We start from the raw sequence: 25,059 nt of genomic DNA, 5'->3' as shown, positions 1-25,059 counted from the left end.
GCGCTGTTCGCCCTGGTCGCGCTGATCGCCCGAGGGGTGGAGAAGCTGTGATCGTCATCGAGATCATCGCGGCCGCCCTCGCGGTCGTCGCGATCGGCTACCTCGTGGTCGCCCTCGTCGCCCCGGAGAAGTTCTGATGGGCGCCGCGGACATCTGGCTGGGCGTGCTCCAGGCCGCCACCCTCATCGCCGTCCTCGTGCTCCTGTACCGCCCGCTCGGCGACTACATGGCGCGGGTCTACACCGGGGCCAGGGATCTGCGCGTGGAGCGCGGCCTCTACCGCCTCATCGGCGTGGATCCGTCGTCGGAGCAGACCTGGCGCGCCTACGCCCGCAGCGTCCTCGCGTTCTCCGTGGTCGGCCTGCTGCTGCTGTACCTGCTGCAGCGCGTGCAGCAGGTGCTCCCGCTCTCGCTCGGCCTGCCCGCGGTGCCCGAGGGGCTCGCGTTCAACACGGCCGCGTCGTTCGTCGCCAACACCAACTGGCAGTCGTACTCGCCCGAGCAGACCATGGGCCACCTCGTGCAGCTCGCGGGCCTCGCCGTGCAGAACTTCACCTCGGCCGCGGTCGGCATCGCGATCGCGATCGCCCTCGTGCGCGGCTTCGCCCGTCGCGGCAGCGCCACGATCGGCAACTTCTGGGTCGACCTCATCCGCGGACTGATCCGCCTGCTGCTTCCCCTCGCGGTGCTCTCGGCACTCGCCCTCATCGCGGGCGGAGCGGTGCAGAACCTGTCCGGCTTCACCGAGGTGCACACGCTCGCCGGTACGGCGCAGTCGATCCCCGGCGGGCCCGTCGCCTCGCAGGAGGCGATCAAGCTGCTCGGCACCAACGGCGGAGGGTTCTACAACGCCAACTCGGCCCACCCTTTCGAGAACCCGACGCCGTGGACCGACCTGCTCGAGATCGTCCTCATCCTCGCGATCCCGTTCGCCCTGCCGCGCACGTTCGGCCGCATGGTCGGCGACCACCGCCAGGGCTACGCGATCGCCGCGGTGATGGGCACGATCTTCCTCGTGTCGCTCGTGGCCCTCAGCGCCCTGGAGCTCGGCGGCGGCGGCACCGCCACGCAGCTGGCGGGCTCGGCCATGGAGGGCAAGGAGCAGCGGTTCGGGATCCTCGGATCCACGCTCTTCGGCACCGCGTCCACGCTCACGTCCACGGGCGCCGTCAACGCGATGCACGACTCGTTCACGCCTCTGGGCGGCATGATGCCGATGATCAACATGATGCTCGGCGAGGTCGCCCCGGGCGGCGTCGGATCCGGCCTGTACGGCATGCTCATCCTCGCCGTGATCGCCGTGTTCGTCGGCGGGCTGCTCGTCGGGCGCACCCCGGAGTACCTGGGCAAGCGCCTCGGCCCGCGCGAGATCAAGCTCGCCAGCCTGTACATCCTGGTGACGCCGACCCTCGTGCTCGCCGGCACCGCCCTGAGCTTCGCGATCCCCGGCATCCGCAGCGACGTCGAGAAGACGTCGATCCTGAACCCGGGCCCGCACGGACTGAGCGAGGTGCTCTACGCCTTCACCTCGGCAGCCAACAACAACGGATCCGCCTTCGCCGGGCTCACCGCGAACACGCCGTGGCTCAACACGGCGCTCGGCGCGGCGATGCTGCTCGGACGCTTCGTCCCGATCGTGTTCGTGCTGGCCCTGGCCGGATCCCTGGCCCAGCAGCAGCACGTGCCCGAGACCGCGGGCACGCTCCCCACCCACCGCCCGCAGTTCGTCGGGCTGCTCATCGCGGTCTCCGTCGTGGTCACCGCCCTCACCTACTTCCCCGTGCTCACGCTCGGGCCGCTCGCAGAAGGACTCGTCCGATGAACGCCCTGTTCAAGACCACCCCGGCCCCGGAACCCACCCCGTTCCCCGAGGATCTCGAAGGGACGAACGCCGGGCCGGCCGCTTCGAGAGCCTCAGCGACCGAGCGCCCGCAGCGCGCCTTCGGCTGGAGCCAGCTCGTGCAGGCGCTCCCCGGCGCACTGCGCAGGCTGAACCCGGCGACGCTGCTGCGCAACCCCGTGATCCTGCTCGTCTGGGCCGGCGCCGCGCTCACCACGGTGCTCGCGATCGCCGAGCCGTTCCTCGGCCCGGGCGCCGCCGCATCCGGCGGCACCCCCGCGCCGAGCGGATTCACCTGGTCGATCGCGGTCTGGCTCTGGCTCACGGTGCTCTTCGCGAACCTCGCCGAGTCGGTCGCGGAGGGACGCGGCAAGGCGCAGGCGGCGACGCTGCGCAAGACGCGCACCAGCACGATGGCCCGGCGCGTGGTCGGCTACGACCCCGCCGCCGACCCGGATGCGGTCCGCGCCGCGACCGAGGAGGTCGCCTCGAGCGAACTGCACCGCGACGACGTCGTGCTCGTCGCGGCGGGCGAGCCGATCCCCGGCGACGGCGACATCATCGCCGGCATCGCCACGGTCGACGAGTCCGCGATCACCGGCGAGAGCGCCCCGGTGGTGCGCGAATCGGGCGGCGACCGCAGTGCCGTCACCGGTGGCACCCGGGTGCTGTCGGATCGCATCGTGGTGCGCATCACGTCGAAGCCGGGCGAGACCTTCGTCGACCGCATGATCGCCCTCGTCGAGGGCGCGGACCGGCAGCGCACCCCCAATGAGATCGCGCTCAACATCCTGCTCGCGAGCCTGTCGATCGTCTTCCTCGTGGTCGTGCTGGCGCTGAACCCGATCGCGTCGTATTCCGCGTCCCCCGTGAGCGTCCCCGTGCTCATCGCCCTGCTCGTGTGCCTCATCCCGACCACGATCGGCGCGCTGCTCAGCGCGATCGGCATCGCGGGCATGGACCGGCTCGTGCAGCGCAACGTGCTCGCGATGTCCGGCCGCGCGGTCGAGGCGGCGGGCGACGTCACCACGCTCCTGCTCGACAAGACCGGCACCATCACGTACGGCAACCGGCGCGCGACCGACGTGCGCCCGGTCGAGGGCGTCACCGCCGACGAGCTGCTGCACGCGGCGGCCCTGTCGTCGCTCGCCGACCCCACGCCGGAGGGCGCCTCGATCGTCGAGCTCGCCGCGGGCCGCGGCATCGTGGTCGCCGCTCCCGAGGGCGCCGAGACCGTGCCGTTCACCGCGCAGACCCGCATGAGCGGGGTGGATCTCGCTGACGGGACGCAGATCCGCAAGGGGGCAGGATCCGCGATCCGCGCCTGGATCGAGTCGGAGGGCCCTTCGACAGGCTCAGGGACCGGCGCGGCGGCCTCAGGGACCGGCGCGGGGGCCTCAGGGACCGGCGCGGGGGCCGCCGCTGAGGCCGCGCGCTTCGCCGACGAGATCGCCGCGTCGGGCGGCACTCCGCTCATGGTGGCGGTCAGCGCCCCGAGGTCGTCGACCGAGGGAGGCACCCGGATCCTCGGCGTCGTGCACCTCAAGGACGTCGTGAAGGAGGGCCTGTCCGAGCGCTTCCAGGAGCTGCGCAGCATGGGCATCCGCACCGTGATGATCACGGGCGACAACCCGCTCACGGCGAAGGCCATCGCCGCCGAGGCCGGGGTCGACGACTACCTCGCCGAGGCCACGCCCGAGGACAAGCTCGCCCTCATCCGGCGCGAGCAGGAGGGCGGCCGCCTCGTCGCGATGACGGGCGACGGCACGAACGACGCCCCGGCGCTCGCGCAGGCCGACGTCGGCGTCGCGATGAACACCGGCACCTCGGCCGCCAAGGAGGCCGGGAACATGGTCGACCTCGACTCGGATCCGACCAAGCTGATCGACATCGTGCGGATCGGCAAGCAGCTACTGATCACCCGCGGGGCGCTCACGACGTTCTCGCTCGCGAACGACATCGCCAAGTACTTCGCGATCATCCCCGCGATGTTCATGGGCGCGTTCCCCGGCCTCGCCGCGCTGAACATCATGCAGCTGCACTCCCCCGCGTCCGCCGTCACGAGCGCGATCGTCTTCAACGCGATCGTGATCGTCTTCCTCATCCCGCTCGCTCTGCGGGGCGTCGCCTACAAGCCGGCGAGCGCCGCGCAGATCCTGCAGCGCAACCTGCTGATCTACGGGATCGGCGGCGTCATCCTGCCGTTCGTCGGCATCAAGCTCATCGACCTCGTCGTCGCCCTGATCCCCGGCTTCTGAGCCGGTCCGGCGGCCCTCCCGAAAGGCACCTCCCATGTCGAACCTCCGCGGCACCGTCCGCGTCACCGGCGTCGCCGTCCGCGCGATGCTCGTGCTCACCCTCGTCCTCGGCGTCGGCTACGCGCTCGTGGTCACGGGCATCGGCCAGCTCGCCCTGCCCTGGCAGGCGAACGGCTCGCTCGTCGACGCCAAGGGCGCGCCGACCGGCGGATGGACCGGCGGGTCCGCCCCGGTCGGCAGCACCCTCGTCGGCCAGTCGTTCACCGATTCTAAGGGCGATGCCCTGCCGCAGTACTTCCAGCCGCGGCCCTCGGCGGCCGGCAAGGACGGCTACGACCCGACCGCGTCCGGGGGCAGCAACCTCGGACCGAACAACCCCGATCTGGTGAAGGCGATCTCCGAGCGCCGTGCGGCGATCGCGGCCCGCGAGCACGTCGCCGAATCGGCGGTGCCCGCCGACGCCGTCACCGCATCGGGCTCCGGACTGGATCCGCAGATCAGCCCGGCCTACGCCCTGCTGCAGGTGAACCGGGTCGCCGAGGCGCGCGGCCTCGATGCGTCCGCCGTGCGCCGCCTGGTGGAGTCTAGGATTCAGACGCGCGACCTCGGCTTCCTGGGCACGGCGCGGGTGAACGTCCTCGAGCTGAACCAGGCGCTGGACGCCCTGCCGCGATGAGGATCCGGGTCGATGCGCGAGGGTCGGTGAGCAGGCCGGCATGTCGGTGAGCGAAGGGGTGTCGGCGATGGCCGAGCGGCGGCGAGAGGGCGGGTCCGCGCGGGGACGCCTGCGCGTGCTGCTCGGCGCCGCGCCCGGCGTGGGCAAGACCTACGAGATGCTCGGCGAGGGCAGGCGTCTGGACGAGCTCGGACGCGACGTCGTGATCGGCGTCGTGGAGACGCACGGCCGCGCCGCGACTCTCGCGCAGACGCAGGGCATCGAGCAGGTGCCGCGCCGGATCGTGTCGCACCGCGGCGTGCAGCTCGACGAGCTCGATCTCGACGCCGTGCTGGCCCGCCGCCCCGAGCTCGCCCTGATCGACGAGATGGCGCACACGAACGCACCCGGATCCCGCAACGCCAAGCGCTGGCAGGACGTGCAGGAGCTGCTCGACGCGGGCATCGACGTGATCACCACGGTGAACGTGCAGCACATCGAGTCGCTGAACGCGGTCGTGGAGAAGATCACCGGCGTGGTGCAGCAGGAGACCGTGCCCGACGAGGTGATCCGCGACGCCGACGAGGTGGAGGTCGTCGACCTCGCCCCGCAGACCCTGCGCGACCGGCTCTCCGCCGGGCAGGTGTATCCGGCCGAGCGGATCGACGCGGCCCTGTCGAACTACTTCCGTCTGGGGAACCTCACCGCCCTCCGCGAGCTCGCCCTGCTCTGGCTCGCCGACGAGGTCGACAGCGCCCTGCGCAGCTACCGCAGCCAGCACGGCATCGACAGTGCCTGGCAGACCCGCGAACGCGTGGTCGTCGCCCTCACCGGAGGGCCGGAGGGCGAGACGCTGCTGCGTCGCGGCGCGCGGATCGCGGCCCGCTCGGCCGGCGGGGAGCTGCTCGCGGTGCACGTCACCACGCAGGACGGCCTGCGCGGCGACCGTCCCGGCGCCCTCACCGAGCAGCGCGGTCTCGTGGAGTCGCTCGGCGGCAGCTACCACCAGCTCGTGGGCGACGACGTGGCCGGCACGCTCGTCGAGTTCGCGCAGTCGGTCGACGCCAGCCAGCTCGTCATCGGCGTCAGCCGGCGCAGTCGCCTCTCGGCCGCGCTCACCGGCCCCGGCATCGGCGCCGAGATCATCCGCCGCTCCGGCGACATCGACGTGCACATCGTCACCCACTCGGCGGCGGGCCGGCGCGGGCCGCTCCCGACGATCCGCGGCGGCGCCCTGGGCTGGCGGCGCCAGCTCATCGGCTTCGCGGTCGCGCTCATCGGCGGGCCGCTGCTGTCCTGGCTGCTGTTCTCGCTCAAAGCACCGGGATCCATCACCTCCGACGTGCTCAGCTACCAGCTGCTCGTCGTCGTGGTCGCGCTCATCGGCGGCCTGCGGCCCGCGCTGTTCGCGGCGGTGCTGAGCGGATTCACCCTCGACTTCCTCTTCGTCGAGCCGCTGTTCACGGTGACGATCGCGGATCCGCTGCACGCCCTCGCACTCGTCCTCTACGTCGTGATCGCGGTGCTCGTGAGCATCGTCGTGGACCAGGCCGCCCGACGTGCCCGCGCCGCGCAGCGCGCCTCGGGCGAGGCCGAGCTGCTCGCCGCCGTGGCCGGCAACGTGCTCCGCGGCGACAGTGCCCCGACGGCGCTCGTCGCCCGCGCGCGCGAGGCGTTCGGACTGAGCGGGATCCGGCTACTCTCCCCCGACGGCGACGTGCTCGCGGTCGACGGCGAACCCCTCGGCGGCAACGTCCCCGGAGGAGACCCGGAGCACGCGGCGCACGACGCGCACGGGCCGGAGGCGCGGACGACCACCGCGACGGCGGGCGCGTCCGCGACGGCGGACGGAGCCCAGCCCCCGCGGCCGCCGCGTGTGGAGACCGTGCCGGTCGGCACCGCTGCGGACGGGCGCCCGCGGGCGATCCTCGAGCTGCACGGCGGAGACCTCGACGCCGCGGGCCGGCGCCTGCTCGACGCGATCGTCGCGCAGCTCGCCGCGGCGATCGAGCACACCGACCTGCGCGAGACGGCGAAGGAGGCCGCCGTGCTCGCCGAGACCGACCAGGTGCGCAGCGCCCTGCTCTCGGCGCTCAGCCACGATCTGCGCCGTCCCCTGGCCGCGGCCGTCGCCGCCGTCGGCGGGCTGCGCGGCGCCCACCGGCTCTCCGCCGAGGACCGCGCGGAACTCGTCGAGACCGCCGACGAGAGCCTCGCCACGCTGTCGCGCCTCGTCACCGATCTGCTCGATGTGAGCCGCGTGCAGGCCGGCGTGCTGGCGGTCTCGCTCGGTCGGGTCGACGCGGGCGGCGGCGTCGTGTCGGCGCTCGACGAGCTGTCCCTGGGCCCCGACGAGGTCGAGCTCGCCCTGGACCCGGCGCTCCCGCCGCTGCGCGCGGATCCGGTGCTCCTGCAGCGCGTGCTGGTGAACCTGCTGACCAACGCCGTGCGGCACTCGCCGGCCGGCGACCGCGTGATCGTGTCGACGAGCCGGCTCGGCGAGCGGGCCGAGATCCGCGTGGCCGATCGCGGCGAGGGCATCCCGGAGGATCAGCGAGAGAGCGCGTTCCTGCCGTTCCAGAGGCACGGCGACACCGACAACACCACCGGCCTGGGCCTGGGCCTGGCCCTCTCCCGCGGTTTCGCCGAAGGCATGGGCGGTACGCTGACCGCCGAGGACACGCCCGGCGGAGGCCTGACCATGGTGGTGTCGCTGCCTCTGGACGATGCTGGTCTCGACGTGAGTACTCGGCCGGATCCGGGCGCCGAGTACGACACTCTGCGCACTTCGCACCGGGAGCCGCGCTCCGACGACGAGGGAGGGACCCGATGAAACTGCTCGTCGCCGACGACGATCCGCAGCTCGTGCGCGCGCTGCGGATCACCCTCGCCGCCCACGGCTACGACGTCATCGCCGCTCCCGACGGGGCCGCCGCGATCGCGATGGCCGCGCAGGCGCACCCCGACATCGTGCTGCTGGACCTCGGCATGCCCAAGCTCGACGGGATCGCCGTGATCGAGGCCCTGCGGGGATGGAGCGACGTGCCGATCCTCGTCGTCTCCGGGCGCACCGGGTCCGCCGACAAGGTCGAGGCGCTCGACGCCGGCGCCGACGACTACGTCACCAAGCCGTTCCAGGTGGACGAGCTGCTGGCACGGCTGCGCGCCCTCGCCCGCCGTCGCGGCGGCGCACCGTCCGAGTCGTCCGTCTCGTTCGGCGACGTCGAGGTGGATCTGGCCGCGAAGGCCGTCACGCGGGACGGATCCCGGGTGCACCTGACCCCCACCGAGTGGCAGATCCTGGAGCACCTCGCCCGCCACCCCGGGGCGCTCGTGACCCGGCAGGAGCTGCTCCGGGAGATCTGGGGCACGGAGCAGGTCACCGACACCGGCTACCTGCGTCTGTACCTGTCGCAGCTGCGCAAGAAGCTCGAGCGCACCCCCAGCGCTCCGGAGCATCTGCTCACCGAGCAGGGCATGGGATACCGTCTGGTGCTGGATCCGGCCTGACCCCCGGGCGAGCCGCCCCTTTCCTTCCGTCTGTTTGCGCCGATCCGTGGCGTTCGGGGCCTGAAACCCACCGTTTGACGCAAACAGACGGAAGGGGCCGGAGGGCAGGCGCTTCGGATCCCGAGGTCACGCGCGGGAGCGCCAGAGCAGCCACACGAAGTAGGGCGCGCCGAGGAGCGCCACCACGAGCCCCGCCGGCAGCTGCGCGGGGGCGATCACGGTGCGGCCCACGGCGTCGGCGGCCCCGACCATCACCGCGCCGAGCAGCACCGCCACCGGTACGACCCTGGCGTGACGCGCGCCGACGAGCGCACGGGCGGCGTGCGGGGCGACCAGGCCCACGAACCCGATCACGCCGACCGCCACCACGCTGAACGCCGCGAGCACGGCGGCCACCGCGAGGATCAGCAGCCGGGAGCGCTCCAGACGCACGCCGAGCAGCCGTGGGGTGTCCTCGTCGAGCGCGAGCAGATCCAGCTCCCGCGCCCGCAGGAGCACGACCGGCAGCGCGATCGCGAGCACCACCGCCAGCGGGACGACCTGCTCCCAGATCCGCCCGTAGGTGGTGCCGCTCAGCCAGGTGTAGATCTTCGGGGTGTCGAACGGGCTCGCCCGCAGCAGCACGAACGACGTGAGGGCGACCGCGGCGGAGGAGACGCCGATCCCGATCAGGAGGAAGCGGTCGGCGCTCAGCCCGCCCCGCCAGGAGAGCAGGTACACGAGGGCGAAGGCGCTGAGCGCCCCCACGACGGCCGCCACGAGCATGCCCGCGGTCGTCGCCGCCGCGCTGGTCACCACGAGCACGGCGCCCAGTCCCGCGCCGCCGGTGATGCCGAGAAGACCGGGATCCGCCAGCGGATTGCGGCTGACGGCCTGCGTGAGACATCCGGCGAGCGCGAGGGCCGCTCCCGCCGTGACCGCGGCGAGCACGCGCGGCGCGCGCTCGTCCAGGGCGAAGGCGATCTGCGGGGGCGCCTGACCCTGCAGCCACAGCAGCACGTCGCCGGAGAGCAGCCGGGTCGCGCCCAGCAGCAGGCCCGCGAGCACGGCAGCCCCCAGCAGCACGGCCGCGACCGCCAGCACGATCGCGAAGCGCCGTCGTCCGCGCACACCGAACCGGATCGACGGCGGACGGCGTGTGGGTCCGGAGTCGCGCAGTCGCCGCGCCATCGCCACGAGCACCCCCGCGCCGAGCAGCGTCGTGGCGACCCCGGTGGGCACGGCGATCGCGCCCTCCGCGCCGATGATGAGCCGCAGCAGCGCGTCGGAGAGGATCACCACGAGCGCGCCGAGGAGACCGGAGGTTGGCAGCAGCAGCGCGTGCCGGCCGAGTCCGGGCACGACACGCACCAGGAGCCGGGCCAGAACCGGCGCGCACAGCCCGACGAAGCCGAGCGGGCCGGCCAGCGTCACCGCGGTCGCCGTGAGCACCACCGACAGCACGATCCCGAGCATCCGCGTGGACCGGATCGGCACGCCGAGGCTCGAGGCCAGGTCGTCGCCGAGGGCGAGCACGTCGAGTCGCCGGGCGAGCAGGAGCGCGGCGGCGGCCGCCACGACGACCACCGGCGCAGCCCGCAGGAACGCCTCGATCCCGAGCTGCGACAGGCTCCCGCTGCCCCAGGCGAGCAGGCCCTTGGTCTGCTCGCTGAACAGGATGAGCAGCGCCGAGGTCGCGGCCTGGAAGGCCAGTGCCAGAGCGGATCCGGCGAGCACCAGGCGGGTCGTCGAGGATCCGGATCCGCCGGCGAGGCCCAGCACGATGACGGCGGCGGCGAGGCCGCCCGCGAAGGCGACGACGCCCGATGCCCAGAACGGCAGCGAGATCCCGAAGGCGGCGACGACGGTGATCGCGAGATATGCGCCCGCCGTGACGCCGAGCGTGTCGGGGGAGGCGAGCGCGTTGCGGGCGAGCGACTGCATGAGCAGGCCAGCCATGCCCAGGGCGATGCCGACGGCGATGCCCGCGGCGAGGCGCGGCACGCGTGCGCCGAGCAGGATCTCGGGCTCCGCCCAGACCGCCCCGCTCGTACCCTGGGTGAGGTGCCAGCCCGCGGACGCGACGAGGGCGAGAGCGAGCACGACGAGCACGCCGACGACGCCGAGGCGGGCGCGGACCCCGGTCGCCGGGCTCGTGCCCGGATCTCCGGTCGTCCGCGGATCCGCACCCGCCTCGGCCGCCTCCGTCGTCCCCGCCGTCCGCATCGCGCTCATCGGATCCGGGTCACTTGCCGAACACGTCGACATAGGCGTCGGCGATGCGCTCCGCCGAACGCGGGCCGCCGAACGTCCAGATCCCGGTGGGGAACGCGTGGACGCGCTTCTCCTTCACGGCCGGGATCGTGGCCCAGGCCGGGTTCTTCTCCGCGGCGGCGATGAAGCTCGTGCTGTCGGGGTCGTCCGTCCCGGTGTGCAGCAGGGTCGCGGACCCGATCGTGGTCATGCCCTCGATGTCGGTGCTGCCCAGGCCGTACGCGGGATCGGTCTCGCCCTTCCAGACGTTGGTGAGGCCGAGCTCGGCGCCGATCGCCCCGATCAGCGACCCGGATCCGAACGGCCGCAGCGACACCGTGCCGGCGTCGACCCAGCCGTCGATGTAGACGAAGTCGGTGCTCGCGGGCTTCGCCGCGGCGATCGTCTGCTTCGCCGTCTCGAGATGCGCGTTCAGCTCGGCGGTCACCGCCTCGGCACGTTCGGTGCGGCCCGTCGCCTGCGCGATCAGGTCGAACGTCGCGCGCAGCTGCCGGAGCGGATCCTTCGCGTCGGCGCCGACCGTCACGAGCACGGGCACGCCGTACTTCTCCAGCTGCCCGATGATCGCGTCGTCGCGGGTCTGCGCCTCGACGATGACGAGATCCGGCTTGGTGGCGAACAGCGCGTCGAGATTGGGCTCCTGGCGCTTGCCGACGTCGGCGACCCCGTCGGGGAGCGCGATCGACGTGTCCCACTGCCGGTAGCCGGCGGCGTCCGCGACGGCGACGGGCGTCACGCAGAGGGTGAGCGCATCCTCGACCTGCTGCCACTCCAGCACGGCGACGCGCTCGGCGGGCTTGTCGAGCTTCACGGTGCGGCCGATCGCGTCGGTCAGGGTGACGGGTCCGGTGGCGGCCTTCGCGTCGGCGGCGCACTCCGCGGTCGTCGCGGTGGTACCGCCGCGGGGTTCTGCGACGGAGGTCGTGCCGCAGCCGGCGAGGACGAGCGCCGTCACGGCGAGCAGCGGGGCGAGGACGAGGGGCTTGCGCATGGTTCTCCAGGGTCGGGATCGATCGAGGGCGGGGATCCGGTCGGGCCGGTCGACGTCGGGGGCGAAATCAGGCGGGCTGCGGGATGACGCGACGCACGCCGTGCCGTCCGCGCGGGATCACGCGCACGCGCCCGTCGTCATCGATCGCGGTGTCGATGGGCAGCCCGTAGGCCGCCGACAGGTGCTCGCCGGTGAGCACCTCGGCCGGGGTGCCGTCGGCACGCACCCGTCCGTCGTGCAACAGCACGATCCGGTCGGCGATCGCGGCGGCGTGGTCCAGGTCGTGCAGCACGACGCCCAGGGCGGTGCCGGCATCGGCGAGATCGCGGATGAGGTCGAGCGTGGAGATCTGGTAGCGCAGATCGAGGTGGTTGGTGGGCTCGTCCAGCAGCAGGATCGGCGTGGCCTGCGCGAGCGCGGTGGCCAGCCAGACGCGCTGCAGCTCGCCGCCGGAGAGCTCGTCCACGGGCCGCGCGCCCATCGCGGTCAGGCCCGTGACGCCGAGCGCGCGGTCGATCGCCGCCCGGTCCTCGTCGCGCAGGCCGCTGAACCGTCCGCGGTGCGGGTGACGCCCGAACGCGACGACGTCGCGCACCTCGAGACCCGACGGGTGCGGGCGCGACTGCGAGAGCATCGCCACGGTGCGGGCGAACTCGCGGGCATCGAGCGCGGCGGCGTCCTGCTCGCGTCCGGACGGGCCGAGCCGCACGGTGCCGGACCGCATCCTATGGAGCCGGGCGATGGCGCGGAGGGCTGTGGACTTGCCGCTCCCGTTGGGGCCGATGAGGGCCGTCACCTCACCGGGGACCAGCGTCAGCGCGACGTCGTGCACGACGGGCGTGCGGCCGTAGTCGAGGGCCAGACCGTGCGCCACGAGCCCCGTCGGACGGGTCGGCGCAGGCCGGGCGGATTGTCTGCGATTCGTCATGTTAGGGGAGCCTAACCTATCCTGGACGAGTGCCCCACCATCCTTACCGGACCTACCGGACCACCGTCGCCCGTCGCGAGCAGCTGTCGCCGAACTTCCTGCGCCTGACGCTGACCGGCCCCGACCTCGTCCATTTCGGCACCGCCGGACTCGATCAGCGCATCAAACTCGTGCTGCCGCTCCCCGACGGATCCTTCACCGACGTCGGCCAGTTCGACGAGTCGGTCGGGATGATGCAGTGGTACCGCCGCTGGCGAGAACTCCCGGATGAGAAGCGCAATCCGATCCGCACGTACACGATCCGCGCGGTGCGGCCGGAGGCCCGCGAGATCGACGTCGACTTCGTGCTGCACGGCACAGAGGGCCCCGCGTCGGCGTGGGCGTCGTCCGCGACGCCGGGCGCGCCGCTGGTGGTCGTCGGCCCGGACGCCCGCTCCGACGAGACCGGGGGTCTGGAGTGGAATCCCGGCGACGCCGGCTCCGTGCTCATCGCGGGCGACGAGACCGCGGTGCCCGCGATCTGCGCGATCGTCGAATCGCTGCCCGCCCACCTCACCGGGTCCGTCTACATCGAGGTGCCCACCGAGGCCGACGCCCTCCCGCTCGCAGCTCCGGCGGGCGTCGCCGTCACCTGGCTGGCCCGCGGGGGCACTCCGCACGGGCTGCGCCTGAGCGCCGCCGTGCACGCGTGGGGCGAGACGCGGGCCGCGCAGGCCGCCCCGCACGCGAACGCAGCGCCCGTCGACCTCGCCGAGCCGCACGAGGACGAGGTGCTGTGGGAGGTGCCGGAGGCCGCGAGTGGATCCTGCTACGCCTGGCTCGCCGGCGAGGCGTCCACGATCACGGCGCTGCGCCGACACCTCGTGCGCGAGCTGGGGATCGACCGCCGCTCGATCGCGTTCATGGGCTATTGGCGCCGCGGACGGGCCGAAGCGGCCTGAGCCGCCGCGCGCTCACGCCGAGGCGGCCGCGACCACGAGCGACACGTTCTGCCCGCCGAAGCCGAAGGAGTTGCTGAGCACCGCTCCCTGCGGGGCCTCGCGCCGATCGGTGACGACGTCGAGGCCGATCTCCGGATCGACGGTCTCGGGCGTGAGGTTGCGCGTCGGCGGGATCACGCCGTGCTCCACGCTGAGCACGGCGATGAGCGCCTCGATCGCCCCCGCCGCACCGAAGAGGTGTCCGAGGGACGCCTTGGGGGCGGTCACCGGCACGCGTCCGAACACCTCGCGGATCGCGCGCGACTCGGCGGCGTCGCCGACGGACGTACCGGTGGCGTGCGCATTGACGTGCGCGATCTCCGCCGGCGACAGGCGCGCCTGCGCCAGTGCCTTGCGCATGGCCGAGGCCTGCCCCGAGCCGTCCGGCGCGGGCGCGGTCAGATGATGGGCGTCCGCCGCGATCCCCGCACCCGCGACCACCGCGTGGACCCGGGCCCCTCGGGCGGCCGCATGCCGGGCACTCTCGAGCACCAGGATCGCCGCCCCTTCGGCGAGCACGAATCCGCTCCGATCGCTCGCGAACGGCCGCGAGGCCGAGGCAGGGTCGCCGGCATGGTGCGACAGCGAGCGGGCCTGGCGGAAGCCGGCGATCGTGAGAGGCGTGATCGCCGCCTCGGTGCCTCCGGCGATCACCACGTCGGCCTCCCCGGCCCGGATCAGCCGCGCGCCCAGCGCGATCGCCTCGGCACCCGACGAGCAGGCGGAGACGGGGGTGTACGAACCGGCCCTGGCCCCGTAGGCGATGCTCAGGAGGGCCGCCGCGGCGTTCGGCATGAGCATCGGCACGGTGCGCGGAGAAACACGGCGCGCGCCGGACCGCTCCCGCACATCGTCCTCGCTCAGGAGGGTGCCCACCCCTCCGATGCCGGTGCCCACCGCGGCAGCGAGCCGCTCCGGGTCGACGACCGGAGCACCCGCGTCCGCCCACGCCTCCGCGGCGGCCGCCAGCGCGGCCTGCTGCGAGCGATCCAGCCGCCTGGCCTGCACCGCGGGGAGAAGGCCCGCCGGATCGACGGCCATCGTGCCGGCCGCCACCCCGGACAGCACCGGATCCTCCGTCCCGGCGAGCACGTCGCCGCGGATCCCGGAGCGCCCGTCCAGGAGCGCCTCCCAGGTCGATCGCACGTCACCCCCGAGCGGCGTGATCGCTCCGAGCCCCGTCACGACGACGTCGATCCCACTCATGCGCGCTCCTCCTTCTTGTATGCGATACAAACAACGGATCTATTTGTATCACATACAATCGAGGGATGGCGCGGAAGGCGATGACGGGCGACACGTCGACTCCACGGACCGAGCGCACGCGCTCCACCCGGCAGACGATCATCGAGGCCGCCGCACGGCTGGGCCGTGAGCGATCCGGGGGCCAGCCGAGCGTCGCCGAGATCGCGGAGGCCGCCGGCGTCTTCCCCAACCAGATCACCTACCACTTCGGCTCCAAGGACTCGCTCCTCGTGCACGCGGCGTTCCTCGCGCTGCTCCACGACACTCGCCGGGTCGAGCGGGTCGGACGTCAGGCCGCCGATCCCGAGGCGTTCCGCCGCGGCATCGCCCGCGTGGTGCTCGCCCTCCCGTCACTGCCCCTCGTCGCAGGGGCGCTCGCCCTCGGCATCGGGCGGAGCGAGCTCGCCCCCGTCATCGACCGCCATCTGCAGCTGCTGTTCCGCCAGTCGGAGCGATACCTGCACACCATCCTCGACAGCCGCGGCTGGACCGCCGACCGACCGATCGCACAGGAGGCCCGGACCTTCTGGAGCGCGGCCCTGGGCGGCGCCCTGCTCGCGCAGGCTGGGGTGCAGGGCTCGGCGGCCGATCTCGATCTCGCCGGCACGCTGACAGTCAGAGGCGCATCCGAGATTGACTGAATGACGATTCAGTTCATGGTAGCGTGCGGGTCGTGGACGATGACACCGGGATCCTGATCTTCCTCGCAGCGGGCGTGCTGGTGCTCATCGGCATCGTCGTCTTCGGCGTGCTGAGCTCTCGTCGCAAGCGCTCCGCGACGAAGCGCACCTTCACCGTGCGCCAGGGGTGGATCGGCGATCAGCCGTTCCTCGAGAGCTCCGATCTCGACGCCTCCGACACGCGCCAGGAGGAGCTGTTCCGCCTCACGTATCCCGTCGGCGGCAGCATCGTGGTGAGCGGCGCGGACGCCGAGGGGGAGCCGATCGAGCGGGAGCTCCACGTCTCGCGGATCGGTCGCAGCCTCCGCGCCGGCTGGCCGCAGGCGAAGCTCGGCCTCTCGGTGTACTTCCAGGAGTGGGAGCACAGCGAGTTCCCTGCGCGCTTCGTCGTCACGGGGACCGACGGAGCGACGAGCATCGACCTGGACGCGTCGGGCGCCCGCGCCGTCGACCGCGCCGAGAACGTCGTGTGGTCGGCGCCCTGGGAGAAGCTGACCTTCTCGAACGGCAACGACATCGTCCTGGGGAACGGATCCTCGAAGACGATCCGGATCGAGATCCCCGACGGCGACCCGGACCTCGAGGAGATCCTCATCAAGTACGGCACCTTCCGTCAGATGCACTTCTGACGGAGGGCCCGACGGCGACTGCAGCCCTCTTCGCCCGGCGGGTCAGGCCCCGCCGCCCACCGCGCGCTGGATGAGGAGGTCGAAGGCGCGCGCGGGCAGGATCCGGTGTGCGAGCACGAGCGGCTTCGCGCCGAATCCGATCCGGTAGCGGGTGCGCGGTCGCCGCGCCGTCGCGGCCCGCACGATCGCCCGCGCGACGACCGCGGGCGAGGACGTCAGCCGGGCGTCGGGTCGCGAGCTGTTGCCGAGCGCGTTGGCGACCGCCGCGGCCTGCTCCCGGTACGGGCCGTCGCCCGAGGTCTCGAGCACCTTGGCCGCGGCGATGGCACCCCACTCGCTGCGGATGGATCCGGGCTGCACGACCACCACGTCGATGCCGAACGGCGCGAGCTCCATGCGCAGCGCGTCGCTGATCGCCTCGACCGCGTACTTGCTGGCGTGATACCAGGCGCCGAGCGGCGTCGTGAAGTTGCCGCCCATGGAGGAGATGTTGACGATCCTGCCGCTGCGCTGGGCGCGCAGGTGCGGCGTCACGAGCCGCGTCATCCGGGCCAGACCCAGCACGTTCACGTCGAGCTGCGCCTGCGCCTCGGTGAGAGGCACGTCTTCCAGCGCGCCGTACGATCCGTATCCCGCGTTGTTGACCAGGACGTCGATGCGCCCCTGCTCGGCGAGGATCTGCTCGACCGCCACGCGCGCCGAGTCGTCGTCGGTCACGTCCAGCGCGATCGTATGGACCCCGACGGCGCGCAGCTGCGCCATCCGGTCCACCCTTCGCGCCGCCGCGTAGACGGTGAACCCGGCGTCGCGCAGGTGTCGCGCAGCCGCCTCCCCGATGCCGGAGGAGGCCCCCGTGACCAATGCGACCTTCGCTGCCATGTCCGTCTCTCCCGCTCTCGTCTTATCCACGTCCTTATCGGACCAGTGGTCTCTAAGTTAAAGAACCGATGGTCCTTTGTCAAGAGACCGGCAGTCTGTAGAGTGAGGGCATGACCACGTTCCAGCGCGCGCGCACCGAGGAGCAGCGCGAGGTCCGCCGGCGAGCGATCCTCGACACGGCCGCCGCGATGCTGACGGAGCTGCCCGTGGCCGAAGTGAGCCTCAACGAACTGAGCCGCCGCGTGGGCCTGGCCAAGTCGAACGTGCTGCGCTACTTCGAATCGCGGGAGGCGGTGCTGCTCGACCTGCTCGGCGAGCAGGCCGAGGTGCTCTTCACCGAGGTGCACGTGAGCCTCCCCGCGGAGATCCCGACCGACGGCGACGTGAGACGGCGCGTGGCGGCCACCGCCGCATCCCTCGCGTCGGCCTTCGCGCGGCACGAGATGCTCTGCGAGCTCATCGCCGCCCAGGCCGGGGTCCTCGAGCACAACGTCTCCGTGGAGACGATCACGCGCTTCAAGCGGAACGGATACGAGGCCCTCGATCGCTTCGGCGCGCTGCTGCGTCAGGTCGTCCCGGAGCTGACACCGGCGCAGGCGGGCGACGCGGCCCGGTCGATCCTGATCGCCGTCGGCGCCTACTGGACGCACACGCATCCCCCGCAGGCCGTTCAGGACGCGTATGCCCTCGACCCGTCGCTGATCTTCCTCCCGGAGCGGTTCGAGGGATCCTTCGCGCGTGCGATCGAGGTGATCCTGCTCGGCACGCTCGCGCTCTGACCGGCGGCGCCCGGTCTCAGCGGGCGCGCTGGGCCACGGCGGCCTCGGTGCGCGAGGAGACGCCGAGCTTGCGCAGGATCGCGGACACGTGCACGCTCGCGGTCTTGCCGCTGATGAACAGCCGCTCGCCGATCTGGCGGTTGCTGAGACCCTCCGCGATGAGGTCGAGCACCTGCTGCTCGCGGGCGGTGAGCTCCACGCTCTCCGCGACATGCGCACCCCGGGACGACGTCCGGCTCAGGCCCGCCGCGTCGATGAACTCCGCCGTGCGGCGCCGCAGCCGATCGTGGCCGAGCGCCTCCGCCACCGCGGCGGCCTCGGCCGCGGCATCGAGCGCCGCCGCACGGTCGCCCGCCGCCACCAGCGCCCTCGCGCGCTCGAGGCGCACGACCGCGCGGAACACGGCGGGTACGTCGTCGCCGTCCGCCGCGGGCACGGCCGTCTGCAGCCGATCCGCATCGCCGTCGAGCACCACGCCGAGCACGGTGCCCCACTGCGGATGCTGCAGCTCGACCGGCAGGGAGTCCCACCGGGCGCGCACCAGCTCCGCCGTGGAGTGCGCGAGCGCATCGTGGCCGTCGGCGCGCAGATCCGCCACGACCCGGCCGCCTTCGAGCAGGATCCGCCCCAGCAGGGCCAGCCGCGGACCCGGATCCTCGATCACGACGCGCAGCTCTGCGGCCGCGCGCACGGGGTCGCCCTGCCCGAGCGCGATCAGGATCTCGACGTCGTGCAGCGAGTACCAGACCTGCCGCTCGACCGCGGCCACGCCCTCGGCGATCGAGCGCCACTCGCGCAGCACGCGGACCGCCTCGTCCATCTCGCCGCGCCACGTGAGAGCCCGGATACGCGACATCGTCGAGTACATCCGGAACACCTGCAGAGTGCGCACCGCGAGGTCCCGCGCGGAGATCTCCTCCACACGGTCGATCTCGCCGAGCTCGAGGAGCGGCTCGACCATGTTGTGCGACAGGATGGCGCCCGTCGATCGCTCGACGCCGAGCGTGCGCGAGTGCGCGACCCCCGCCTCGGCGACCTCGACCGCCTCGCGGAAGCGGCCGAGCATGTTGAGACTGTCGGCGTAGTTCACCCGGTAGCGCAGCTGGGCGTCGTGGTCGACCGCATGCTCCCAGGAGAGACGGAAGTCGGCGAGACCGGCCTCGACCTCGCCGAGGTGGATCCTGCTGCAGCCGCGCAGGTTCGCCGCCACCGACATCACGTTGTCGAAGCCGATCGACTCCGCCATCCGGTATGCCTCGTCGGCGGTCGCGACGGCCTCTTCGAGCCGGGCGCCGATGAGATAACGACCTGCGAGATAGCCGAGCAGAGCGGCGCGCAGCCGCTCCTGCCCCGGCTCGTCCTCGATGATCGCGAGCGCTTCGAGGAAGAGATCGACGGATCCGCCCCGGCCCAGGTTCTGCAGGTACAGGGCCTTGTCGCGCAGCAGCCGCGCGTGCACCGAGCGGTCCTCCGTCGCCGGGTCGATCTCGGCGAGCGCGAGCGAGACGACGGCGAGCGCGCGCTCCCCGTCGCCGCCGTTGCGCAGGATCGAGCCGACCTGGGCGAGGAGGGGGATCCGCTCGACGCCCGCGACCTCTGCCGCGTCCGGCACCTGATCCCACAGCTCGAGCGCCAGCTCGCCGAACCGCGCCGCGGTGGAGAACGCGTAGCTGTTCTTCGCCTCCTGCATGGCGCTGACCGCGGCGGCCAGCGCGCGCGGGTAGTCGTGCGAGCGGTGCCAGTGGAAGGCCAGCGTCGACGGCGCTCCCCCTGCCGTCTCCAGCGCATCGGCGTACGCCCAGTGCAGGCGCGCCCGCTCGCCCGGGAGCAGGTCGTCGTGCACCGCCTCGCGCAGCAGCGCGTGCCGGAATCCGTAGCTCTCCCGATCCGACACCCCGATGATCCCGGCGCCCATCGCCTCGCGCAGAGCCTCGTCGAGCCGCTCGTCGCCGAAACCCGCCAGCGCGGCGAGCAGGTCGTGCGCGATCGCGCCGTCGGATCCCGAGGCCACCCGCACCACGCGCTTGGCGTCGTCGCCGAGGGCGTCGAACCGGGCGAGCAGCACGTCGCGCAGCGTGTCGGGCATGGGGCCCTGCACGTTGCACAGCAGCTCCTCGATGAAGAACGGCACGCCCTCGCTGCGCTCCATGAGCCGCGCGAGGGCGGCGTCGTCGACGGCGCCGCGCAGCCCGAGCACCAGATCGCGCACCGCGATCGCGTCGAGGCGCTCGAGCGTGACCCTGTCGAGCAGGCGCGCCCGCTCGGCCTCCGCGAGGAACGTGCGCACGGCGCCGCCGCGGCGCACCTCGTCGATGCGGCAGGTCAAGAGGAACAGCACACGGCGGCCGGCGAGTGCGCGCAGCAGGAACGACAGCATCGACAGCGTCGCCGCGTCGGCCCAGTGCAGGTCTTCCACGATCACGACCACGGGCCGGATCGCAGCGGCGGCCTCGAGCAGGTTCGCGATCGTCTCGCGCAGGCCCTCGGGGCGGATCGCAGAGCGGTCGACCGGAGACGTCGCACGCTCGGGAAGGAGAAGCTGCAGCGCGTCGCGCCCCGGACCCGCGGCTTCGTCAGCCCGGTCGCCGAGCTCGTCGATCACCGCGCGCAGGATCGCCGGCAGCGGACCGAAGGGCGCCGGCGTGGAGCCGTAGTCGAGGCACCAGCCCGTGAGCACGGTCGCCTCGTCGGCCACGCGACGACGGAACTCCGCCGTCAGCCGGGACTTGCCGATCCCCGCCTCGCCGCCGACGAGCACCGAGGAGCTCTCGCCGTCGACGGCGCGGCGCAGGGCCGTGTCGAGGACGGCGAGTTCGGCATCGCGCCCGACCATGGCGGCCGACGTGGTGGCGAGGGACATGTCTTCATCGTGCCACCTGCCACCGACATCGGGCGTCCCCGGAAGGCTCTCGCCGCTGTCGGCAGAGACATCGGCGGAGGACGCCTCAGAGGAGACGGCCGAGGGCGCGGTCGTGGGTAGCGCGGCAGAAGAGCCTCCCGGGGCCGGATCCGGGATCGGATCCAACGTCGGGAGGCTCTTCGGTGCGAGGGTGCGGGCGGGCGGTGCGACGTGCCCGTCGGCGGCGCCGGTCACGCGGCGTGCGGGGCGCAGCCGACCAGCTCGCGGTCGCGCGCCGTGCCCGCCGTCGACGCCTCGACGGTCGCCGACGCGAGCTCCGCGACGGGCGCCGCGGGGACGGGTGCCTCCGCCACGGCCGTCGCCGGGACGGCCGGGCGCACGGCGGTCGCCGTCGCGCGGCTGTTCTGCAGGCGGCGCAGTGCGCGACGCAGGATCCCGTCGCGGCGCACGATCTGGTCGGCGTGCTCGGCGGCGATCCGCGCGCGCTCGGCGCGGATCGCGGCCTGCTCGATCTCGAGCGTCGTGATGCGGTAGCTCATCGAGGGGTGCATGGTCATGATCTCTCCTTCTCCGGTACTCATACACTCGTCGCTAAGGCACCCCTCCCCCATCGGGCAGATGCCCTATCTTCGGCAGCACCCACCTCAGATCCCGGCCCGAACCGCAGCAGCCCTCGAACACGACGCAGGAGTGCACTCTCGAGTCGGCGTCTGCGGCGGCCAGGATCCGCGGAATCCCCAGGCTCGCTCCTGGTGCGTCCGCAGCAATTCCTGCGTTGTGTTCGGTCGCCCCGGCACTGCGCGCACGAACCGACCCCGCCTACCCCGCAGCTCGCGCGCCGGGCGGAGGGGCGGACTACCGTGGAAGCATGCGTCCGCTCGCCGCCCTCCGTGCCGCCCGGCGCGCGCCGCTGCTGCAGGTCGCGAAGTCGGCGGCCGCGACGATCGCGGCCTGGCTCGTCGCCGGCTGGCTCGTGCCGGGGCATCTTCCCGTGTTCGCGGCGATCGCGGCGCTGCTCGTGGTGCAGCCGAGCGTGAACCAGTCGTTCGCCAAGGCCGTCGAGCGCAGCATCGGCGTCATCGCCGGCGTCGTGATCGCGGTGCTGCTGAGCCTCGCGCTCGGAGGACTCAGCTGGGTCGTGCTGCTCGCGGTCGTCGTGGCCATGGTGGTGGCGTGGTCGTTCAAGGCGACGCCGGGAACCGCGAACCAGGTCGCGATCTCGGCGATGCTCGTGCTCGCGCTCGGCTCCGCGAGCCCCGACTACGCCGTGGACCGGATCCTGGAGACGCTCATCGGCGCCGCCATCGGCTTCGTGGTCAACGTGGCCGTGGTGCCGCCCGTGCTGGTCGACCCGGTGCGCCGCGATCTGGCGCTCCTCGGTGCCGAGCTCGCCGCGACGCTCGACCGCCTCGGCGACGCGATCACCGAGGACCAGAGCCAGGCGCACCTGCAGGAGCTCATGCTGAAGGCGCGCCTGCTCCGCCCCATGAAGGACGCTGCGGACGCGTCCCTCGGCGCGGGCGAGGAGTCGCTCACCCTGAACCCGCGCGGATCCCGGCACCGCACGGAGCTCGCCGCCATGGGCGCCCTGCTCGAGAGGCTCGGGCCGATCGTCACCCAGGTGATCGGGATGACCCGCGCCTATGTCGACCAGTACGACACGACGCTGCCCGCCGAGCCGGCGGTCCCCGCGATCGCGGAGCAGCTGCACCGGGCGGGCCACGACGTGCGCCTCGCCGTGCAGGTCGCCGAGGTGGTCCCCGAGCCCGAGGCGCTCACGTCCGCGATCCCGGCGCTCACCTCGCCGCTCGACATCCGCCCGCCGTCGTCGCGCAACTGGGTGCTCATCGGCTCGCTCACGGAAGACCTGCGCCGCATCCGCGCAGGGCTCCGCGACGAGGCCTGAGGGCCGGAGCCCCCGCCGTCGCGGCCGGTGCGGTCAGGATCCGATGAACTCCTCGACCGGGCCGAAGTCGGGCTCCTCGCGGATCTCCACGGCGGATCCGAGCGCGTCGGTGTCGAGCACGCGGATCTCGTTCCGCCCGGTGCGCCACAGCGGAGCGGGCGCGTACAGGGTGACCTGCGGTCCGACTGCCCGGTACCGGCCGAGCAGGAAGCCGTTCAGCCACACCAGGGCGTTGGCGGATCCGGGGAAGGCCAGCCACGCGTCGGCGGGATCGGCGACGTCGAACACGGCGACGCCGAGACCGTCGGCCGCCGCCGGCGCGACCGCGTCCGCACCCGCGTCCACGGGGGCATCGAGCGGCAGGACGCGGTGGGTCCACCCGTGCGCGAAGCGGCGGCCGATACGGACGCCGTCCAGGATGCCCTTGCGCTCCCCCGTGTGCGGGCCGTAGTTCACGCGACCCTGGCTCTCCACGACCAGCGTGAGCAGGCCGGATCCGCCGTCCGCCGGCAGCACGAGCGAGCGCTCGCCGTCGCGCTCCAGCACGCCCAGGCGCTCGCCGTCCAGGAACACCACGGCGCGATCGTGCAGCACGTCGACGCTCAGCACCGCCCCGGGCTCGTAGGACACCTCCGCCTCGTACGCGACCAGCCCGTCTTCGGCGCCGAGCTCCTCGAACGACAGCGGCATCGGCGCGGTGCGCGCAGCGGGCACCGCTCCCACGACGTCGAGCAGCGTCCCGATCGGCGTCAGCGCAGCCGTGGCCGCCGCCTGCCGACGGGGCGCCTCGGGGACCGGCGGCAGGTCGCCCGCGTGGAACGGCGCGAACGCGGCGCGCAGCGCGTGGAACTTGGCGTTCAGGGATCCGTCCTCGCCGATCGGCGCATCCGAGTCGTAGGAAGTGACCGTCGGCTGCAGCGCTCCGTCATGGTTGGCGCCCGCCCAGAGTCCGAAGTTCGTGCCGCCGTGCGCCATGTACAGGCTCACGGATCCGCCCGCGGCCAGCAGCTCCTCGACCGTGCCGATCATGCTCGCGGCCGAGCGCACGTGGTGCTGCTCGCCCCAGTGGTCGAACCAGCCGCCCCACAGCTCGGCGCACAGCAGCGCGTCGCCGGGCTTGCGGAGCTTCTCGGCGAGCGCCACCCCGGTGCCGAAGGTGAACGAGCCCATCGCCCCGTCGACGCTGCCGTTGCGCACCATGTCGGCCGTCGTGCCATCGGCCGTGGTCAGCAGTTCGACCATGCCGCGTGCGCGCAGTCCGTCCCGCAGGTGCACGAGGTAGTCGTGGTCGCTGCCGAAGGATCCGTACTCGTTCTCGATCTGGACAGCCGTGATGGGTCCGCCGTGCGCGGCCTGCAGAGGCGCGAGCCGCGGGACCAGCGCGTCGTACCAAGCGTCGACCGCGGCGAGGAAGACGGGGTCGCTCGTGCGCAGCGCACGCGTGCGAGCGCTCAGCCAGGACGGGATCCCGCCGTTCGACCACTCCGCGCAGATGTACGGGCTCGGACGCACGAACACGTCGAGGCCGACGTCGCCGGCCAGCCGGATGAACCGCTCCACGTCACGCCAGCCGGTGAAGTCGACGTCACCCTCGGCACGTTCGTGGAAGTTCCACGGGACGTACGTGTCGACGGTGTTCGCGCCCATCGCCGCGAGACGGCGCAGCCGGTCCTCCCACTGGTCGGGGTGGATGCGGAAGTAGTGCACGGCCCCCGACAGCATCCGGAAAGGCGTGCCGTGCCGCAGCAGCACGCCGTCCTCGTGGGTGAGCGCGGCGCGCGGGGTCTCGGTCATGGCTCTCCTGGCGTGCCGTGGGTCATGTTTGCGTCACCATTCTGGCGCACTCGACGGGTGCGCGCACTCTTCCGCGCACAACGCAGGAGATTCCGCCTCTTCCGCAGGCAAGAGCACCCGCGGGCGGGGGCGGCCCACCGGCGGGCGGGAACACCTGCCGACCGGATCCGCCCGCCGTAGGCTGGCGGCATGCCGACCACCCTGCCCGAGGCCCTCGCCGAACTCGCCGCGCTCGAGGACCCGAAGGCCCGCGCGATCAACGAGCGGCACGGCGATGCCCACGGCGTGAACCTCACGAAGCTGCGCGGCCTCGCCAAGAAGATCGGCACCGACCCGGATCTCGCCCGCGAACTCTGGGCCTCCGGCGACGTCGCCGGGCAGCTGCTGGGGATCCTGCTCGCGAAGCCGCGCGCGTTCGACGCCGACGAGCTCGACGCCATGATCCGCGCCACGGAGAGCGCCAAGGCGCACGACTGGCTCGTCGCGTACGTCGTGAAGAAGTCGCCGCTCGCCGAGGAGCTGCGCCGGCGCTGGATCGACGACGCGGATCCGAACGCGCGCGCCGCCGCGTGGTCGCTCACGAGCGCCCGGGTCGCGAAGAACCCCGACGGTCTCGATCTCGACGCGCTGCTGGACCGGATCGAGCGCGAGCTGGCGGACGCCCCGTCGCGCGAGCAGTGGGCGATGAACGAGACCCTCGCCACCATCGGGATCCACCATCCCGCGCTGCGCGATCGGGCGATCGCGATCGGCGAGCGCCTGCAGGTGCTCGCCGACTATCCGGTGCCGCCGAACTGCACGTCGCCGTTCGCGCCGCTGTGGATCGCCGAGATGGTGCGCCGCCAGGGATGACCCTCGCGGTCCGTGTGCGC

Annotated in this window: 20 protein-coding genes; 12 read left to right on the top strand and 8 right to left on the bottom strand. The window is 72.8% G+C overall.

Features of this window, described 5'->3' with window-relative positions:
• Nucleotides 1–47: 47 nt before the first annotated feature.
• Genes NFX31_RS01330 through NFX31_RS01305 form a run of 6 tightly spaced genes read left to right on the top strand, consistent with a single transcriptional unit; the run spans nt 48 to nt 8,263 of the window.
• Nucleotides 48–137, top strand: a complete 90-nt coding sequence (locus tag NFX31_RS01330; RefSeq protein ID WP_045251045.1) for a potassium-transporting ATPase subunit F — start codon at nt 48–50, stop codon at nt 135–137.
• Nucleotides 137–1,822, top strand: a complete 1,686-nt coding sequence (kdpA, locus tag NFX31_RS01325; protein WP_262956529.1) for a potassium-transporting ATPase subunit KdpA — start codon at nt 137–139, stop codon at nt 1,820–1,822. The genes NFX31_RS01330 and kdpA overlap by 1 nt, the downstream gene beginning before the upstream one ends.
• Nucleotides 1,819–4,098 (top strand): potassium-transporting ATPase subunit KdpB, encoded by a 2,280-nt coding sequence (kdpB, locus tag NFX31_RS01320; protein WP_262956528.1) that lies wholly within the window; start codon nt 1,819–1,821, stop codon nt 4,096–4,098. Before kdpA ends, kdpB begins: the two co-directional genes overlap by 4 nt.
• A gap of 34 nt (nt 4,099–4,132) precedes the next feature.
• Entirely contained in the window at nt 4,133–4,774 is a 642-nt protein-coding gene (gene kdpC / locus NFX31_RS01315) for a potassium-transporting ATPase subunit KdpC (protein ID WP_262956527.1), read from the top strand.
• A gap of 40 nt (nt 4,775–4,814) precedes the next feature.
• Nucleotides 4,815–7,586 carry an ATP-binding protein gene (locus NFX31_RS01310; RefSeq protein WP_262956526.1) on the top strand — a complete coding sequence of 924 codons (2,772 nt, stop codon included), beginning with the start codon at nt 4,815–4,817 and terminating at the stop codon, nt 7,584–7,586.
• A complete protein-coding gene (locus NFX31_RS01305; RefSeq protein WP_045251049.1) occupies nt 7,583–8,263 on the top strand; it encodes a response regulator in 681 nt (226 codons plus the stop codon). Before NFX31_RS01310 ends, NFX31_RS01305 begins: the two co-directional genes overlap by 4 nt.
• A 126-nt stretch (nt 8,264–8,389) precedes the next feature.
• Here NFX31_RS01305 and NFX31_RS01300 read toward each other — a convergent pair whose 3' ends face one another.
• The 3 genes from NFX31_RS01300 to NFX31_RS01290 all read right to left on the bottom strand — a co-directional run bounded on the left by NFX31_RS01300 (nt 8,390) and on the right by NFX31_RS01290 (nt 12,435).
• Nucleotides 8,390–10,477, bottom strand: a complete 2,088-nt coding sequence (locus NFX31_RS01300; RefSeq protein WP_262956525.1) for an iron ABC transporter permease — start codon at nt 10,475–10,477, stop codon at nt 8,390–8,392.
• Nucleotides 10,478–10,487: 10 nt separating this feature from the next.
• Nucleotides 10,488–11,507 carry an ABC transporter substrate-binding protein gene (locus NFX31_RS01295; RefSeq protein WP_262956523.1) on the bottom strand — a complete coding sequence of 340 codons (1,020 nt, stop codon included), beginning with the start codon at nt 11,505–11,507 and terminating at the stop codon, nt 10,488–10,490.
• 67 nt (nt 11,508–11,574) lie between these two features.
• On the bottom strand, nt 11,575–12,435 hold the full coding sequence (locus NFX31_RS01290) for an ABC transporter ATP-binding protein (protein ID WP_262956522.1): 861 nt from the start codon (nt 12,433–12,435) through the stop codon (nt 11,575–11,577).
• A gap of 29 nt (nt 12,436–12,464) precedes the next feature.
• Here NFX31_RS01290 and NFX31_RS01285 point away from each other — a divergent pair, with 29 nt between their 5' ends.
• Nucleotides 12,465–13,376 carry a siderophore-interacting protein gene (locus NFX31_RS01285; protein WP_262956521.1) on the top strand — a complete coding sequence of 304 codons (912 nt, stop codon included), beginning with the start codon at nt 12,465–12,467 and terminating at the stop codon, nt 13,374–13,376.
• A 12-nt stretch (nt 13,377–13,388) separates the two neighbouring features.
• Here the strand turns inward: NFX31_RS01285 and NFX31_RS01280 are convergent, their stop codons facing one another.
• On the bottom strand, nt 13,389–14,621 hold the full coding sequence (locus NFX31_RS01280; protein ID WP_091477751.1) for a beta-ketoacyl-[acyl-carrier-protein] synthase family protein: 1,233 nt from the start codon (nt 14,619–14,621) through the stop codon (nt 13,389–13,391).
• A 65-nt stretch (nt 14,622–14,686) separates the two neighbouring features.
• Here NFX31_RS01280 and NFX31_RS01275 point away from each other — a divergent pair, with 65 nt between their 5' ends.
• On the top strand, nt 14,687–15,301 hold the full coding sequence (locus tag NFX31_RS01275) for a TetR/AcrR family transcriptional regulator C-terminal domain-containing protein (protein WP_045251055.1): 615 nt from the start codon (nt 14,687–14,689) through the stop codon (nt 15,299–15,301).
• 32 nt (nt 15,302–15,333) lie between these two features.
• Entirely contained in the window at nt 15,334–15,969 is a 636-nt protein-coding gene (locus NFX31_RS01270; RefSeq protein WP_045251056.1) for a hypothetical protein, read from the top strand.
• Nucleotides 15,970–16,011: 42 nt separating this feature from the next.
• On the opposite strand, the gene NFX31_RS01265 is transcribed toward NFX31_RS01270, so the two are convergent.
• A complete protein-coding gene (locus tag NFX31_RS01265) occupies nt 16,012–16,848 on the bottom strand; it encodes an oxidoreductase (RefSeq protein WP_262956520.1) in 837 nt (278 codons plus the stop codon).
• A gap of 110 nt (nt 16,849–16,958) precedes the next feature.
• Between NFX31_RS01265 and NFX31_RS01260 the strand changes: the two genes are divergently transcribed.
• Complete coding sequence (locus tag NFX31_RS01260; RefSeq protein WP_091477754.1) at nt 16,959–17,627, top strand: TetR/AcrR family transcriptional regulator; 669 nt, start codon at nt 16,959–16,961, stop codon at nt 17,625–17,627.
• Nucleotides 17,628–17,643: 16 nt separating this feature from the next.
• Here NFX31_RS01260 and NFX31_RS17435 read toward each other — a convergent pair whose 3' ends face one another.
• Together NFX31_RS17435 and NFX31_RS01245 are read right to left on the bottom strand one after the other, a co-directional pair.
• Nucleotides 17,644–20,487, bottom strand: a complete 2,844-nt coding sequence (locus tag NFX31_RS17435; RefSeq protein ID WP_276553873.1) for a helix-turn-helix transcriptional regulator — start codon at nt 20,485–20,487, stop codon at nt 17,644–17,646.
• 230 nt (nt 20,488–20,717) lie between these two features.
• On the bottom strand, nt 20,718–21,044 hold the full coding sequence (locus NFX31_RS01245; RefSeq protein WP_262956519.1) for a hypothetical protein: 327 nt from the start codon (nt 21,042–21,044) through the stop codon (nt 20,718–20,720).
• 311 nt (nt 21,045–21,355) lie between these two features.
• Here NFX31_RS01245 and NFX31_RS01240 point away from each other — a divergent pair, with 311 nt between their 5' ends.
• Nucleotides 21,356–22,393 carry an FUSC family protein gene (locus tag NFX31_RS01240; RefSeq protein ID WP_262956518.1) on the top strand — a complete coding sequence of 346 codons (1,038 nt, stop codon included), beginning with the start codon at nt 21,356–21,358 and terminating at the stop codon, nt 22,391–22,393.
• Nucleotides 22,394–22,426: 33 nt separating this feature from the next.
• Here NFX31_RS01240 and NFX31_RS01235 read toward each other — a convergent pair whose 3' ends face one another.
• Entirely contained in the window at nt 22,427–24,187 is a 1,761-nt protein-coding gene (locus NFX31_RS01235; protein WP_262956517.1) for a glycoside hydrolase family 35 protein, read from the bottom strand.
• 189 nt (nt 24,188–24,376) lie between these two features.
• Between NFX31_RS01235 and NFX31_RS01230 the strand changes: the two genes are divergently transcribed.
• Nucleotides 24,377–25,039 (top strand): DNA alkylation repair protein, encoded by a 663-nt coding sequence (locus NFX31_RS01230; protein ID WP_045251062.1) that lies wholly within the window; start codon nt 24,377–24,379, stop codon nt 25,037–25,039.
• Nucleotides 25,040–25,059: the final 20 nt, after the last annotated feature.

The organism is Microbacterium azadirachtae (assembly GCF_025583665.1).
Classification (GTDB): domain Bacteria; phylum Actinomycetota; class Actinomycetes; order Actinomycetales; family Microbacteriaceae; genus Microbacterium; species Microbacterium azadirachtae.
This window is presented reverse-complemented; position numbering and strand designations above follow the sequence as displayed.